Source organism: Actinoallomurus vinaceus (assembly GCF_039542055.1).
Classification (GTDB): Bacteria; Actinomycetota; Actinomycetes; order Streptosporangiales; family Streptosporangiaceae; genus Actinoallomurus; species Actinoallomurus vinaceus.
Genome location: NZ_BAABHK010000001.1, coordinates 419,591 through 436,594 on the forward strand (window position 1 = coordinate 419,591; position 17,004 = coordinate 436,594).

Genomic DNA, 17,004 nt, shown 5'->3' on the forward strand with positions numbered 1-17,004 from the left:
GACTTTCACCTGGCGTTGCCGAAAGAGGTTCACGTTCGTACATAGGCTGCTGCCGTAGGTTCAGGGGCTCATCGGACCGCAGGCTCTCTAACACCGGTGAGTTCGGCGGATCCGGGAGTGTCTTCGCGAGGAGACGAATGACCGAACGGAGCCGACCGTGGCGCACGTCCAGCCGGAGCGGTACCGCCTTCTGCGTGCAGGCGCGAGCGATGCATGTGCGCGCCGTATCCGGGACGCGTGAGCGGCCGGCCGAAGGCGGTCGGCGCGGCGGTGTCGGGATTTCCGCGCCGCCGACTTCCCCGCCCGTGCGGGACCGGGTGGACGCAGGGAAGACATCCGCCAAGGACGACTTCTTCGAGGAGCTCGACTGGCTCGCCGCCGCGATCGACAGCGGCTGGCCGCCGGTCGAGGCGCCCGAGCCTCCCCGCCCGGCCGATCCGCCGGATCCACCTGCGCCGAACCCGCCCTGGTACGTGCGCCAGGGCGGGTTCGGCGACGGCGGGGTGTCGTCGATGGCGGAGGTGGTCAGCGAGTCCGTGCCGGAGGGCAAGCCCCTCGACACCACGGTCGACCGGTGGATCACCAGGGTGACCACCGGGATGAAGCAGGCGACCGCCGCGAAGGTACGCGCACGGGTCATCGCGTTGCTGGGAGAGGACGACCCCCGGGCGTGGGAGCGGCTGCTGCGCCACGGCAAGCTGATCGTCGCGGACGGCGTGCGGGTGAAGCTGACCTTCTCCGCCGAGCAGCTCGGCTACGAGCCGCCGAGCGGCGAGCCGGCCGAGCCGGGCTACCAGACCTACTTCAGCAAGTACGGTGACACCTCCTACGCGGAGGGCGAGTCGTCCCACCACCGGACCGCCGGAGGCGCCCGCATCGAGCCGGTGCTGTTCGTCGCGGCGGCCGCGCAGGGGGGCATGTCCCACGTTTCGCCGTCGGTGAAGGTCGGCACGGAGCAGGGCCACTCCTCCGGGAACAGCGTCGCGATGGAGGTGCAGGCCGGAAACCGGGTCCTCGCGAACGCGACCCACCTGTTCACCGGGAGGATCCGGGTCGCGGCGGCCGTGAACCGCGAGGCCCGCCCCGCCGTGGTGCTGCCCGGCAAGGCGCGGCTGGCGTTCCCGGAGGTGTACTCCTCGGCCGCCGAGGTGCCGGCCGCCGAGGAACGGCCCGGCGACGGCGGGCATCCGGCCCTGCCGGTGGTCAAGCCGTCGGTGCTGCAGGGCCTCGACCACGCGGTCAACGCCGCAGTCCCCGGGGACCTGCTGGACGCGCTGGCGGAGACGCTCGAGAACGAGCTCGGCCTGCCGGAAAAGGCGGTCGACGAGATCCGTCAGGAGATCGCCGAGGAGTACCTGAACGAGAAGACGCTGAAGGACCGCAGCCAGTGGTGGCTCACCGACAGCTGGGTCTCGGGTCTCATCACCAAGAAGCTGCCCCGGTGGCGCTCGTTCAGCGGTCACCTGGAGATCAGCGCGATCCCGCGCACGGTGCGTTACGTCACCACGACCGAGCAGGAAGTGCTCATCCGCAACGACATCGCGGACACGGCCACGTTCCGCGACGGCGGCGAGCATGAGAGCTCGGCGAACATCACGCCGGGGCTCGCGCTGGGCGTCGAGGTCGGCGACCACCTGGCCACGCCCGGCTTCGACGTCCTGAAGATCTCCTCGGAGCGCGGCCACGGACGGACGGTGGCCAGGGGCGGACAGACCAAGAACGCCATCATGCGCAAGGACCGGCTGGTCCGCTACCGGACCGAGTTCGAGATGACGGTCGTCCTCCATTCGGACAAGGGCCGGGCCAAGGTGACCAGACCGGTCCTCGGCGAATTGGCGATCGGCCGCGAGCACGCCAAAGAGTTCGAACGCCAGGCCCTGGGCAAGGAGCTCACCGGCTCCGGGCTCGTGGCACCCGAGGAGTTCAGGGACGAGGAGCGCGGCGGATCCAGGCCGGCGCCCGAGCTTCCACCGCGACGGAAGACGGGCTTCACGCAGCGGCTCCGGGACGGGTTCGGCCGGAGCGCGACGACGCCGGCGCCGTTCCCCAGTGGCGGCGTACGCGGTGTGGACGACCTGCGGCGGCTCGCCGGCCGGGGGCCCATCGAGATCGCCCTGCCGCCGGCCCTGCACGACGGCCGGGCGCCGACCGGGCTGCGGTCGGAGGGCTGGCGGGCGCTACTCGGAAACCCGGGCGTCACGTGGGTCTTCATGGGGGACGAGGCGTCGAGTCTCGTCTCGCGCGCCGTGGGCCCGGCCAACGCGTCCTGGCGGTACGTGGTGGACGACCAGGCCCAGGTGGTGGGCGCCCTGTTCATGGAGGAGCAGCCGACGGGCGTACGGGAACCGCGCGGGTACGTCCCCAACCCCGCGGTGACCGCCCCGCCGGAGGCCGCGAAGCAGCAGCGCCCAGTCGCGGCGCCGGAGCCCACGCGGGAACCGGTGACGGAGACGCCCGATCCGGCCGGCGAGCTGGACTGGGCGCTGCGCGCGGCAGGCCTGGGCAGCGTGGCCGACTTCGTCGCGGGCGGCGGCGTAGCGCAGGTCCAGCTCAGTGACGCGCTGCGGCCGCGGCTGAAACATGCCGTCGCCTTCGACCCGCTGGACCGGGCCGTCACCCTGATGGGCACCGCACCGGGGATCCGTGTCATCGGTGCCGACGGCCGGCCGTTCGCGGCCGAGGATCCCGACGGTGAACCGGCCGCGGAGCGGTCCGACGCCGGAGCGCCGGTCGTGCCGCCGGAGCGCCGGTTCGTCATCGACGGCGCGGGCACGGCGCACGGCCCGCTGCGGCCCTGGCATCACGTCCCGCATCCGCGCGAACCGAGGGCGCTCGCCGCCCGGAAGGGGCTCGGCCGCGGCATCGTCCGTGAGACGGCCGGCCTCGAAGAGGTGTACCCGGCGGTGCAGAACGCCATGTCGCACCAGATGCGCGCCGCCGGCGTCGCGAACGCGCTCACGGCGCCGGAACGCCAGCACCTGGCACGGGTGCTGGCGATGAAGTTCGGTGTACCCGGACTGCGGGGTGCCTACCCTGGCCTGCTCGACGGTGGCGTCGCGCACGAGGTGCGGGTCGGCGACTACGTGTTCACCGTCACGCTGGACGCGGAGCTGCGCGGCCTGCGCCGTGCGCCGGTGGCCGAGACCGGCGTCGTCCTGGACTCCCAGCGCAAGGGCGTCGCGGCGGTGGACGTCCAGGAGAAGCGCGGCGCGGGGGTCGGCGCCGCTCTCGACTTCCGGTTCCGGGCCAAGCTGGCCCACTTTTTCAGCCTGGACATCAACGCGCTGAAGCTCGACTACAAGCGTTCCTCGGTGCACAAGGTCATCGACAGCAGGGGCATCAAGGAGTACCGCCGCGACCGGACCGACGGGAAGGTCACGCGGTTCGAGTACGAGACCGCCTACACGCTGGCGGTCACGACCCGCCGGGCGTCCGAGGGCGTCGTCGCCGCCCAGGTCCGGGAGTTGTCCGGCGACGCGTACTGGACCGCCGTGACCATGTCCGACGCCCACCTGCCGGACGAGCCCGTGCCCGCGGACGAGGTGCTGGAGGTCGGCCGGGTCACGGTGGAGAACGGCCGGCTGGACGATGAGGGCGTCAGGAAGCTGGCCGGCGGGCCGGGTGAGAAGTTCGACCTCAGCAAGGAGGGGCTGTCCGGCATCCAGGTCGGCCTCGTCGGCCTCAGCGAGATATCGACGCAGCTGGCCGCGATGGTGGCCCAGCACAACGACCTGTCCTGGGCCGGGACGAAGGCGGACGCGTTCCAGGAGGTCCTGGAGAAGGTCGTGCCGTCCGGCGGCCGGTACGGGGTCGCCGAGCGGATCCTGCGAACCGGCACGCAGACCTTCCTGGAGGCCAACGTCCGGGCGACGATGGGCGAAAGGGGCCTGGTGGTTCCGCTGCCGCCGACCGCGGGCGGGTGGGAGCAGGAGGTCAGGATTCGCATGCGGACCTTCAACGCCCGTCACGAAAAGACGGTCAAGGGCGGAAGGCTGGAGCAGTACACCGAGGCGGACCTTCGCTTCGGCGAGGAGAACGCGGTCACCCACACGCTCCACGGCACCGCCGGCCTGAGCGGCGTCGGGCGGCTCGGCAGTCCTCCGGCCCAGGAGGGCGAACACACGACAAGCCAGAAGTCGAGCAGTCAGATCTCGGCCGGGGGCTTCGGCCACGGGGGCAAGTCGTGGGGCCGGCACGACGGCGACCTGGGCGGCGGCCTGGACCTGAACCTCGGCTCGTACTCCGGCGACGGCGAGATGATCGGCGCCGACCCGGTGTACACGCTGGAGTACCGGCGCTGGCGTCGCCGGTCCGACCTTCCCCCACGGCCCAAGGACCCCGAGCGCAACGTGCTGAAAAAGGAGCGGCGAGGCCCACGCCTCTACGAGACGGACACTCGGCACGTCAGGATCGGCCGTGGCATCGAGATCCTCGCGCCGTACGTGCGCGCGGCCGACCACGGCCTGCCCGTCCCCGCCCGCGGCGACCTGCCCGCGAGGAAGGGGGAGCGGAGCTACCTTGAGACGAACCTCGCGCTAGCGGCCGCGTACGTGGAGAACGTGGACGCCGACGGGGGCGATGAGGCCGATGGGGTCCGTCGCAAGGCCGATGGGGTCGTCGAGAAAATCTTGGAGATGCTCGGCCGGGGCGTCGATCCCGAGGTGCAGCGCGCGGTGGAGACGGCGTTCTCCGAGGAGGCGGTCCGCGCCCAGTACGGCATCGCACGCCGTGGTGGGATCCACCAGATCTTCACGATGCCGGCGAAGCTCTGGCTCGACCACGGCGCCTGGGACCACCTGAAGATGTCCCCGCGTACCAGCGGGACCGTGCACACCGGCATCCGGGTAACGGTCAAGGAGCAGCCGGCCGAGTACCGGCGGCCCCGGCCGGACGTCAAGGTGACGACCGGCGGACAGGCGTTCACCCAGAAGGGCAAGGCCCGCAGCCGCGGACGGACCGGCCAGGTGTCCGGCTTCCTCCACGGCCGGTGGTCGAACGCGCCGTACGGCCTGCGGCCGGCCGGTGGGGTGAGCGGCGCCTATGAGTTCGGCCGCCGGTCGAAGGAGGGCACGACCTCCACCGCGCGCGACATTCGGCGCGCTACCGCGCAGGACACCTCGCAGGAGTTCACCCACCAGGTCACATACGAAATCGAGGTCTTCTACCGGTACTCGCCGGACGAACTCACCCGCAAGGCCGGACGGCTTCTCTCCCTCGCGCCCGAGTTCCTCGAGGTGATGACACGAGGAGAGAGCCGACGGTTGTGGCAGCGTTTCTTCCCGGCCGACGGGTTCTCGGCCGCGATGGAGGGGAAGGTGAGCGGCCGGGCGGCGGTCCTCGTCCCCACGCACCTGACGACGGTCTCCCGCGCGCCGGTCGCCGCCCCCGAACCACCGGTGCCGGCGGTCGCCCGGACGGCGGCACCTGCTCCCTCGGCGTTGGCGACGGCGCTGGCCGAGCACGCGCACGCGCTGTCGATGCCGGGAGCCGAGACGCTACCGATATGGGCGCCGCTCGCGGCGGTCCCGTGGCGCCGCGTCGACCCTCAGGCGGTGGCGCGGGGCGACAAGCCGATCGTGGAGGCGTTCGCGCCGGGCACCCAGGACGGACTCACCCTCGGCCTGGCCTTGGACGAACGCGACCTGCGCGCCAACATCGCCGCGGTGCTCGCCGGCACGTACCGCATCCCCCTGGCCAACGGTGACCACCTCACCGTCCAGCTCGTGCCGTCGAAGGCGCGGTGGCTCGTCCGGGGCCAATACTCCGCCCTCAACTTCCCCGAGCATTCCGCCGAACCGGACCGCGAGAACGAGGCGCACCGGAGCCGGAGCGGCGGTACCGAGTGGGACGTCGGCCACGCCGTCGGCCATCCGCTGAAGCCACACGCGGAGACGCCGCTGCTGGACCCGGGAGTCGCCCGCGACCGCGACGGCACGACGGTCCGCGTCACGAAGAACTCGACCGGTGACTACGTCGAGTCCAACCGCCAGCGCGACGGCGACTTCGACTACTACGTGTTCGACGCCGAGTACCACGTCACCGGCCCGTACGGCCATCGGGTCAGCGTCGCGATCGCGGACGGCCTGGTCGGCATGCTGCCCGCCACCGTCGTGGCGCGGCTTCTCGCCAAGGACCCACACCTGCCCCTCGAGCGGGCCCCGCTCGACGCCGAATGGGCGCAGGACGGGACCCTGCCCTCCGGGGCGGCCGCCCGGATCGTCGAGAACGCCGGTGGCGCGGAGGCCGTGCGCGCCGCCGGAACGCTGCGACTGTGGGCTCCGGCCGAGCACCTGGCGGCCGCCACCGTGACCGCAGGGCGGCTGGCCGCGGACGTCGGTGTCCCGGTCGAACTCTTCATCCGCGACGCCGACGGCTCGATCGGCCGCCACCTCGTGGCCGCCGGCGACGAGACCCCGGACGGCGTCGATGCCGCCGGCCTTAAGTGGAAGCCCAGCAGCTACAGCGCCGGGGGCTCCTCGGAGGGCGAGGAGACGTTCTGCGTCGAGGTCGCCGTGACCCAGGCCATGATCAACGCCAGACCACAGTGACCTCGACACAGGCCTCCTTGCTGTAGCTCGATTTAACGTATTGCAGGCCGATGCCATCGGTCTCGGTGTTCTTTCGCTGTGGCTCCCGCTCGTCCGTCTCCGGGACGCGCGTCGAGGCGGTCCGATCGTGTCCAGGCGCGGCTTGCGGCTCCTCCAGGAAGACGCGAGGGCGGTCCGGACGGGAACGCTCGCCGGCCGCAGGGCTCCGCGGCCTGACCCTCGCTGATCCCGATCCGCGCAGGGAGGCGACGGCAGTGGCGTACAGATGGGGAAAGGACGACGCGTCGCTCGCCCCGATTGTCCCGATCGTTCCTTCCGGTCCGGCGTCCTCGCTCGACGACGTGAGGAGAGAAACAGGCTGTGACGAGGGGAGCCGGAGCGAAAAATGCTGATCGGGATCGACGATCAGGAAGGTCGGCCACGCACCGGCCTCCAGCCGCAGTTCCTCGGCACTCAGGCTCCGGATCTCCGCCCCGGGTACGTACGTGCGATACCGCCCTCTGCCGAGCGCGACCGCCGCTCCCGTCGCGGTGTCGCCGTCGAACGCCACCCACGTGCCGCTCCGCAGGTCGTCCGGCAGTTCGCTTCTCGTCCTGACGAAGCGGTCGGGTCGACTGAGTTCCTCTTCGACACGCTGAGACAGGCTCATGCCACGGTCGGCCGTCAGGAAGTCCAGCGCGTTGGTCCAGTCGGTGCCGACGATGTCTTCCACCGTGACGCCATTGTTCGGAGCGCCGTGCATGAGCCAGAAGACCGGAGCGTAGTCCGCCAGCGGCCGGCCAGGCCCCGCGTGGAGGACCGTGCGCCCGTCGTCCTGCATCGACAGGTGCGCGTCGGTGAGGGCCAGCCCCATGGGAACCCGCGGCGGGTCCTGGCTGAGCAGCGCTTGCGGCACGTGCGAGGAGGACGTCCCTCCCTGCTTGGCCACCGCGGCGGCGGACGATCGGAGTCGCTGGAAGATCGCCTGCCCGAGGCGGAGATCCGATAGCCCGTCGACCGGGTTTCGTACCTCGCCGTCCAGATCGAGGTCCAGTGACGCCGTCACACCGGCCGGCCGGCCCACAGGCCGGCCCAGCGTGTCGAACCACCGGACCGTATCGTCTTGGTTCGCCGCCACGAGCGGGCGCCCGGACGAGAGCACCAGCGACACGGCGCCCGAGCGGGCCTGGATGAGTTCGTCTTCGATCGTCGCGGCGGTCGTGTCCGGCGACCGGGTCCGGTACGCACGGCGGACGCGTGGCGACCGGGCCAGCCGTTCCAGCGAAGTCAGGTCGTCGAGCCGCTCGCCCATCCGCCGCATGATCTGCGGCGATTGCTGCGGGCGTCCGCCCGGCCGGGCGAGGTCCCGCAGGCCGTCCAGGATGGCACCCGCGTTGTCCGCCCGGTCCTTGTCATCTCGGGTGTCGCGGACCTCCTTCCGCGTCTGGGTGAGATCTTCGAGATCCGCCTGGTGCTGGTCCAGCCGACGCTTGATCTCCGCTCGCTCCGTGGCGGTGTCCGGTGTCTCGCGCAGTAGCTTCAGCTGCCTCGTCGACGCGGTCACGTCCGTGTTCAACCGGTTGATCCGGCGGTCGATCTCACTGCGCCGTTCGCTGCGCCAGTCCAGCTCGCTTCGCCAGAACTCGTGGGCCTCGTATGCGTGCCGCAACCGCTCCGACATCCCCGGGTGCACCGTCTCCAGCCGTTCGCGGCGGGCGGCGATCTCCTCCGCGACGGCCTGCTCGAACGTCTGCTGGCGCGCCATGGAGTCGCGGTACAGCCGGCCCAGCTCGGCGTCGTCGAGCGCGAAGGTGGCGACGTCGGTGCGGTGCCAGTCCGACAGCAGCCCGCGCTGGTACACGAGGTCGGCGGTGAACGGGCGCTCACCCCGTTCGTCGGAGACGTGGAGGTTGCCATCCTCGTCGACCCGGTCGCGGGCCGGGTCGAAGGCGTGCACGCCGCCGTCGGGGGCGATCCAGGTCGACCGCATCGCGCCGCCGGCCTGCCGGACGTCGACGCGCACGTGGGTGTCGAGGGCGTGCGCCACGTCACGTGCGACGTACACCGGGTCCTGCCCGAGCACCGATATCCCGGGTGGCAGCTCCGGCAGGATCTGGAGCGGCGTACGGGGACGCCCGTCGCGCGCCGACGCGTTCGCGATCGCCGCGTTCATGTCGTCGCGTGCGGCCTGGACGTCTCTGATCATCGCGTCGACGTCCTGGTTCATCGCCGTCGCCAGGTCGGGTGTCCTGGCGGGCTGCCCGTTCGGGCCGATGCGCTGCGCCGGGTGGACGGCCCTGTTCCCCTGCTCCCACTCCCGGAGTTGGTCCAGCCGCGTCTCATAGGTCTGCCGGTTCGCCGCTTCGGCGACGTCGTCGCCGACGGCTCCGCGGGCGGCCCCGAAGTCGGCCCGCATGGTCTCCACCGCCCACGACAGCGCCGCGCGGTACCTCTGCATCGCGAGGGTCCGGTCGTCGGCGGTGAGGACGACCGGCCGGTCACCGCCGACCTGGGTACGGATCTGGCGGGCCACGTGCTGGTAGGCCCGTGCGGCCTCCAGGTGGTTTTCGGCCGCGCCGGTGAGCAGGGGGGCGAGGTCGAAGGCGGGAGCCCGGCGCATGTCCGGCCAGGCCTCGGTGCGTGGCCGTGCGTCGGCCCGCTCCTGCTCGATCTTGGCGCGCAGCTCGTTGACCTCGGCCTCGAACAGCTCGGCGTACACGTCTCCGCTGATCGGGTCGCTGTGGAACCGGCCCTTGAGCGTCGGCTTGCGGAACATGTGGTGCTGGAACTTGTCCGCGTAGAGCCGCCCGCGGAACTGGAGCCGGACCATGTAGACCGGGCCCTGCTCCTTGGCGTGCTGCTCACGGCGGTAGTTCTCGGTGCCGGCGCTGTTCTGGTTCAGTGAGGTGACGCGGCTGCCGGGCTGGTCGGGGTTCCAGGTGTACGGGGGTTGGTCCTGGGACGGCTTCAGCTGGGGTCCCACGGCACCGTCGACCTGGTAGTCGCCCTCCAGACGTACGTGGTCGGTGCCGGCGAAGGTCGTCGTGCCGCTCTGGTGCTTGCTGTAGCGCCCGGTTCCGGTGCCCTCCTTCATCGGTGCGATCACCTGCAGGTCGTACAGCCCGCCCTCGAGGAAGAGGTCCGCGCGGGTGTCGGCGTCCCCGGGCATGTGGAGGCCCTCGGCCACCTGGTAGGTGCTGCCGCCGGTCGCCTCCGCGAGGTGGTTGGTCAGGTGCAGCCGCGACAGCAGGACCGGAAGCGACCGGCTGGACTCCTCCTTCGGGCCCCCGGCCCCGAACATCCGCGCGACCGCGCCGGGTTTGAACACCTGTGCGAGCATCTTCTGGGCGATCGGCAGGGCGTCGTCGATCATGGTTCCGGCGATGAACCCGTTGCCCGGCAGCTTCGGCAGGGCCGCCAGGTCACGCCGGGCGGACGGGCCGCGGATCACGCCGGCCTCCGCGATCGCGCGCGGCACCTGGATCTCCAGCCGGCCCGACACCGTGACCTCCGACGTCCGGTTGTGCCACGTCATCGGGTTGAACGTCCGCTGCAGCAGATTGTTCAGCGGCCGGCCGGACATCCTGAGTCGCCGCACCTTGACCGTCATCGCCTCGCCGAAGTCGGCCAGGTAATGACCGGACCAGTCGTAGACGGTCTGCTCGGTGACGCCCGTCTCGGCGCGCGTCGTTCCGCGGTGATGCCCTTCGGAGATCTTCCCGGCGCCCGCACCGGACCCGGTGTAGGTGTCCGTGCCGCCCGCGCTGAGTTTGGTCGTGAGGGACTGGGAACCGTCCTTGGACTTGGAAGTCGAGGCGCTGCGGTAGCCGTGGGAGTAGACCTCGATGCCGGTGTTCGGCACGAACTCGCCGACCTTCGGCGCCGAGGTCAGGACGCTGGAGATGTTGATCTCCACGATGTCGGTGAGCAGCCAGCCGGACGGGTGGGCCAGGTAGAAGGAGTGCCCGTTCGTGGACAGGAACTCCTCGAACATGCCCACGTCCCGGCCCTGGGCCAGCATCGCCTGGAGCGCGTCGACGCCGCCCTGCATGCGGCCGACGACCCGTCCCCTCCGGTCCCAGATCTCGGCCCCGGCGGCCAGCATGCCGGGTGCCACCGCCTCGATCTGCTCCTTGACGATCTGGTACGTGGTGCGGCCGTCGTCGTGCCGGTAGGTCTGCATGCCGCTGTGGCCGAGCATCCGCCCGCCCGGGTCCTCACGCGTCAGGTACTCGGGCAGTTCCATGTGCTCGAGCGGCGTCTTCGGGCGTGGCAGTGGCCGCCGCTCCTGCGGAAGGATCGTCTCGAACCGCTCCCGCGTCGCCGCCTGCCGGATCGGGAGCGCGCCCGCGGAGTGCAGGTCGTACAGGAGCTGGACGAGTTCGTCCCGGTCGTCGGTCCTGTCCGACAGGTGGGGCGCCGTGGTCATCCAGCGCGCCAGGATCTCGGCCACCACGTCGCCGTTCAGGGTGAGGTCACCGTTCTGCCAGGCGTTCATGGCCTCGGTCAGCCGCCCGTCCGGCAGGTCCACGGCGCCCTTCGCGTAGTCCAGCAGGTCCTGGCTCCCGGACATGTCGACGGCGGCGGACGAATCCCGTGGCTCCTCCAGCCTCGTGGAACGAGTGAAGGTGGCATTGAAGTCCCGCCGGACGTCGGCGTCACGTACCGGCGCCGAGCCCGTACGATGCATCCTCGAAAGGGCGTCCGCGAAGCCGTTGGCCTGGCGGAGACGCTCGGCGCGTTCCGTGTCGAGCGCGCCGGCCGGCTGCGTGGTCCGGGTGCGCAGGTCGGTTCTCCAGCGCGTCAGGACCCTGGCCACGGTGTCACCGCTGAGCGTGAGCTTTCCGTCCTGCCAGCGTGTCAGGGCGTCGGTGAGCTGTGCGTCGGAGATCGGCACGCTGTCATCGGCGTAGCGTTTCAGCGCCTCCGGCTCCGACAGCAGGAACATCACCGTGCGCGGGCCGAGCCGTTCCCGCACCAGGCGCTTCGTCCAGATCGGCGCGGGCTTGGAGTGTTTCTCCTGCCGGGCCGAGACGGCGAGGTCCAGCCGGGCGGTGAAGGCGTAGACCTGGTTGAAGTCGAGCTGGATCAGTTCTTTGGCGCCGGTGCGCCCGCTGGAGGTCGAGGTGTTCCACTGCCAGCGCCGGTTGAGGTCGGCCTCGCCGGCCAGCCCGGCGTGGCCGGCGCCGCCGCCGAAGGCGAAGTCCAGCTGGTCCCAGGCGATGCCGGAGGAGTTGTTGTCGGTGAGCCGGTTCTCCAGCAGGGCGAGCTTGATGTCGCCCTTGACGAACTTGTCCCCCGAAGAGCCGCTGAACCCTACGTCGTACATCTCGCCGGAGATGTCCAGGGCTCCGAGGGTGTCGACGAACAGCCCGGTGTCGAACAGCCGGTCGGTGGTGTACTCGCCCTTGAGGATCTCCCGCAGATGAGCCCGTACCCCGATGGTGCCGGCGAACGTGTCGATGTCGGCGTCGGCGGTGCCGGCCGGTCCGGTCAGGTCGGTGAGCGCCCGGCCGGCCAGCTCTCGCAGGCCGGTCGTGTCGACGAAGTAGCCGACCCCCTGGTCGAGGAGGTCGTCGGGCGCGCGCCCCTTTCGCACCGGCCCGCGCTGCTCGGCGGTGCCCAGCGGCATCAGGTGCACCACCGCCGTCTGACCCGGCAGGCGGACCTGCTGCGGGCGCCGGTGCTTGCGCAACCTGTTCCTCGTCTGCTCGGGGGGCCGGCCGACCTCTCCCGTCCGCTCGGGGCGCTGGACGATCTCTCCCGTCCGCCCGGAGTACTTGTACTCGAAGCCGACCTCGTAGTCGCTGGTCAGCGTGAACTCATCGACCTCGCCGGGGTACTCCAGGAGCTCGGGACGGTTGTTCAGGAAGCCGACGCTGTCGGCGGCGCCCACGGTCCGCTGGATCTCCACGCCCATCGCGGCGCCCCTGAGGAACGTGTACAGCCCCCGGAGCGAGACGCCGGCCGCGAGCTTGCGGGACCGGCTGACGCTCTGCCCCGTGGTGTCCATGCCCATCGCCAGGTTCACCGTGTGGTACTCGTTCGTGGTCCGGTGGTACCTCGGGGGCCTCGTGGCGCTCTGCCTGGCCTTGACGGTCACCTTGACCGAGTCGACGTCGAGATCCGTGCCGGCGATGCCGCTGCTAAGCCGGAGTGTGAAGGTCATCCCGTCCTGGTGGATCTGGTCGTAGTGGGAGTCCAGACCCTGCGTGGAGATCATCTTCCTCAGCAGTTCACGGTTGTCCAGCCGCCGGCCAAGCCGGTTGCCGTGGCTGTACCAGTGGTGCCCGGCGAACGGGTCGTCCTGGTCCCGTGGCAGGAACCCGCTCACCTCGTTCTCGACGATCCCGCGGAGCCTGCTGACGGCCTCGTCCGACACCCGGACGAGGCCCATCCCGACGCCTTTGCCCTTCTGGACGTGCAGCGGCACGTCTTTGCTCTGCGGGTCCTGCGGACGGCGTCCGGAGTCCAGGACCGCGTCGTCCCGGTACGGCATGGTGTTCCCGTCCGGGGGGTTCTCCAGGGTGGCCCGGTCCACCGTGAAGCCGTGCGCGAACGCCGCCTTCACCGGCATCCGCACCAGCCCGCGCCCACGGACCGGCGTCGTCGGCTCGGCCCTCCGCCCGCCGAGGACGCTCACGGTGGCGTGGTGCTCGAACTCGACGTTGTACGCCGCGGTGCGGCCGGTGTACCGCGGCACCAGGACCCACAGGCCGGTACGCCCCGCGGACAGCGTGTCGGTGCGGGTCTTGCTGTACGACGCCGAGGCGCTGAGGTTCAGGCCCAGACCCTCGATGCCCGGGTTCGGCAGCAGGTCGAACTCCACGCTCAGGGCGGCCGTGGTGGAGTTGGTCAGCGTGTGGCCGCCGCTGCTGCCGTCGATCGCGGTGCGGACGTCCTCCAGGTGCACCTTGTCGCTCACCGCACCGACCTGTTGCGCCGTGGCCGGCTTCAGCAGCCGGCTGTGCACCTGCACCATGGCGATCGGCTTGCCCCGGTCGTCGTGCAGCGTGATCTGGTAGCCGATCTGCCGCTCGTTGACCGCACTGTCCAGGTGGGTGTTCAGGTTCCACAGCTTCTGCAGCAGTTCCTCGCGGGTGACGCTCCCGGTGTGCAGCCGCAGACCCTGCCGGCTCAGGGCCCTGAGGGTCTCGTCGAACAGTCGCGGGATGTCGGTGAGGCCCGAGGCGTAGTAGTTCCTCGGCAGCGTCCCCCTGCGTCTGTCGACCTCGGGGCCGGTCGCGGTGACCGTGGTCATGGGTGCCGGAGACTGCTCGGTGTACGGCTTGGGCACCCACACCAGCAGCGCCTCTTCGCCCGACTCCGGGATGTGGTGGCGCGGCAGGTCCTGCCAGCGGGGCACCGGCTCGTTCCTCCTCTGCTCGCGGATCTTGTAGGAGATGTTCACCTCCGGATACGCGATCAGATCCGCCTCGATCCGGCCGTCCTCGACCTTGCCCCGCTCGGCGTCCTTGACGGCCGTCGTGCTCCGGTTGGACTGATTGGCGGTCCCGGCGATCGAGCCGCCGACTCTGATCAGGTTGAGCACACGCGGTGCCAGGCCGCCGATCCCGAACGAGAACCCGATCTTGCCGCGGGTCGCGCCGGTCTGCCCGCCGTACGTCTCCCCGTGCGCACCGGTGCCGTACGCGGCGTTGATCGTGCCCACGGCCATGGAGGAACCGTCCGGAGCGGCCTGCTTCGACGGCGCGGTGTACGAACCGGCCGGGTTGCGTACGACGCGTTGTGGCCGCTGGGGATCGAAGGTGATGAGGATCTCGATGGACCCCACCGGGACCACCAGGCCGCTCGCGTTGTCGTCCGTACTCCGGCCCAGCAGGTACGGGTAGTTGGCGAGCAGCCGCTGCACCAGATCGTCCTGCTGCTTCTCGGTGAAGGTCTGATCTCGGACGGCCATCTCGAAGCCGATCGCGGCCAGCAGCGTACTCATGTACGGCAGCCCGGCACGCGGCACGCCGATGGAACGCGCCATCTCGTCCAGAGGCCGGCTCTCCGTCACCGGCACGTCGATCGTCGGCACTTCCCGTGCGCCCGCAGTCAGCGAGGCCGCGATCGGCCCGCCGTCCGGTTTGCCGGGCACGTACACCCGGAACGGTTCCGGCACCGGCCCGTCCTGGCTGGGGTGGAAGAACGTCAAGGCGGCGCCCAACGTCAAGCCGGTGCCCAGGTCGAGCCGCATGCCGTCCGGGGCCGCCAGCACCGGCCCGTCGAACTCCCGCGCCAGCGGTTCGGCCACCCCCGCCGCGCCCGGGACCAGCAAGAACGGCTGCATGCCCGGAGCCCTGGCGGCGATCGTGCGGCGCAATGTCGCCGCCGACACCGGCCGGTCACCGACCACCATCTGACCGTCGCGCTCCGCGGCGATCACGAACACGGTCTGCGGCGGCACCAGGTCACCCAGCGCCCGCAGCGTCGCCTCATCGAAACGCAACCCATCGGCGGGCGCACCCGGCAACCACAACGCCACCGGCCGGCCGCCGACCACACCCATATCCGTGCTGGCCAGCAGCTCGTCGAGCTTCGCCGTCTCCGGACCGGACTCCGTGTCCAGCGCGGGGGACCGCATCGCCGGTTCCTCGGTGGTACCGCCTTCCGCGTCGGCCCAGCGAACGGTCTTCCTCCGGCTCGCCACGGTCGCATTCGCCGTCGGCTGCCCGGAGGTACGAGGAATGTAGACGGCCCTGGCCTGCACGCAGAAGGAATGCCCGGCCGCGTCGCTCCACCTCGACGTGCGCCATGCGGGTTCGGCCGGCGTGATTTCCGATCGGCCGCCCGCGTCGACGTCGGCCGGATCGACGCGGCAGGAACCTGTCGCCCGCCGACCACGAGCTGTTCGCATAGATCGCTCACCTACCGACGACCGCCGAGCGCAGCACGGCCCTGAACCCGACTTCGTGACGGCTGGATGTACGCCCAGGGTCCGAATGTTTCAAACATGTATCACGCAAGTTAGAACAAAGGAAGAGAAAACGTTTACGGCGGACGCGTCCGGTATATGGAATTGAGTATTCGCGCCATTCGGTTGAACCTCAGCGCCATCCGGGCCCTGCTGAGGGTGCCGACGTGTCAGTGAGTGATCGGGTGTTCAATGCGTTGGCGCCGGCGTTCTAGCCGTGCGCCTCGGCTGGCGTGCATCCTTGTTTACCGCTATCGATGCAGAGGGTTCGGGGAACATCATGAGATATTCAGGACGGTTCGCCGTCGTCGGTGCCGTCGTCGCCGGTTTGTTCCTCGCTGCAACTGCGGCGAACGCCACTCCTCCCGGCCCTGGTGTTAGCGGCACGATCATCACGGACGAGACCGTGGGCGACAAGCACATCGTCGTGCGTGAGATCACCCTGCCGCCGGGACAGAGCACCGGTTGGCACTACCACGACGGAAACCTGTTCGGGTACGTCAAGCAGGGCACGCTCAGCCACTTCGACTCCTCCTGCAAGCCCGATGGCGTATATCGGACCGGCAGCACCATCGTCGAGCCGGCCGGTTCGAATCACGTGCACATCGGACGCAACCTCGGCACGGTCCCCGTGGTACTCGACGTGCTCTACATCCTTCCGGTGGGAAGTCCCCTGTCGGAGGACGCGCCGAACCCGGGATGCGATTTCCAGTAATCCGTAACGGCCTCTCGCCACGGATGGGCTCCGCGCACGACCCGACCGGGCTTGGACCGGCCGAGTCGGCGTGACCCTCTCATCGAGAGCCCGAAACCCACTGGGGGTGAACATTGGGCGGCGTGACACCAAAGTACGGCCCGCCGTTTCAGCCGCCGAAGGGCGGCGACGGCTCCTCCGACCCGGACAGCGGAAAGGACTTCTGGGGCGATGTGCCGAATTTGGCGGTTCCCGCGCCATGGGGCACTACGGGTCCGCCTTCGTTCAACGACGACCCGTCGTCCCCCGCCGGGGCGGGCGAATCGCCGCCCGGAGGTATACCGCTGACCACAGCCGTCTCGGTGAATCTGTCCTCTCTACGTTTCGCCATGAACAGCATGCTCTCCGATGTGAAATTGCTGGTGAGTGACTACGAGAGCTTGAAGTCCCTGGTAGCCGCGCAGAAGGACACTGTCTTCGGTCAGAATGCCATCGTCACTAAGGTCGGCAGCTCACTCGGCAACGCCACAGGTCAGGCCAGCGGTGGCGGTGGCAGTAACTCTGGCAACCCTCAGGATCATACGTATGGGAGCCAGATCCAACCGTACGCGCAAGAATTCGCGGCCAGCATCAACCCTGCTCAGGAGAAGACGCTCGAGGCGATCGCCAACTCCCTAGAGCTGGTCGGACAGTTCATCGCGGGTGTGGACAGAGCGGGCCAGACCTATAGTCATGCCGACCGTCTGGCAAGATTTCCCGAGCCAAGAATTTGGCGGCTTTCCGATTCCGGCACTCCGATCACTCCTCGCACTCCGACCGTTCCTGGCAACCAGGTGTGACCAATACCTGAAGGCCGATCCTTC

The 17,004-nt window shown here is 70.2% G+C and carries 4 protein-coding genes; 3 read left to right on the forward strand and 1 reads right to left on the reverse strand.

Annotation, left to right across the window (positions count from 1 at the left end; translation table 11 throughout):
* Positions 1–317 precede the first annotated feature (317 nt).
* Positions 318–6,548 carry a hypothetical protein gene (locus ABEA24_RS01875; protein WP_345428659.1) on the forward strand — a complete coding sequence of 2,077 codons (6,231 nt, stop codon included), beginning with the start codon at positions 318–320 and terminating at the stop codon, positions 6,546–6,548.
* Here the strand turns inward: ABEA24_RS01875 and ABEA24_RS01880 are convergent.
* The gene (locus ABEA24_RS01880) at positions 6,529–15,117 is read right to left on the reverse strand and encodes a hypothetical protein (RefSeq protein WP_345428662.1); all 8,589 of its coding nucleotides are present in this window, start codon (positions 15,115–15,117) and stop codon (positions 6,529–6,531) included. The genes ABEA24_RS01875 and ABEA24_RS01880 overlap by 20 nt on opposite strands.
* 610 nt (positions 15,118–15,727) lie before the next feature.
* On the opposite strand from ABEA24_RS01880, the gene ABEA24_RS01885 reads away from it, so the two are divergent.
* Together ABEA24_RS01885 and ABEA24_RS01890 are read left to right on the forward strand one after the other, a co-directional pair.
* The gene (locus ABEA24_RS01885; protein ID WP_345428664.1) at positions 15,728–16,162 is read left to right on the forward strand and encodes a cupin domain-containing protein; all 435 of its coding nucleotides are present in this window, start codon (positions 15,728–15,730) and stop codon (positions 16,160–16,162) included.
* Positions 16,163–16,284: 122 nt separating this feature from the next.
* A complete protein-coding gene (locus tag ABEA24_RS01890; RefSeq protein ID WP_345428666.1) occupies positions 16,285–16,980 on the forward strand; it encodes a hypothetical protein in 696 nt (231 codons plus the stop codon).
* The last annotated feature ends 24 nt before the right edge of the window (positions 16,981–17,004 follow it).

Excerpts from the sequence above, each read along its gene's own strand:
- ABEA24_RS01880 (WP_345428662.1), bottom strand. The coding sequence starts at position 15,117 with ATGCGGTCCCCCGCGCTGGACACGGAGTCCGGTCCGGAGACGGCGAAG.
- ABEA24_RS01885 (WP_345428664.1), top strand. The coding sequence starts at position 15,728 with ATGAGATATTCAGGACGGTTCGCCGTCGTCGGTGCCGTCGTCGCCGGT.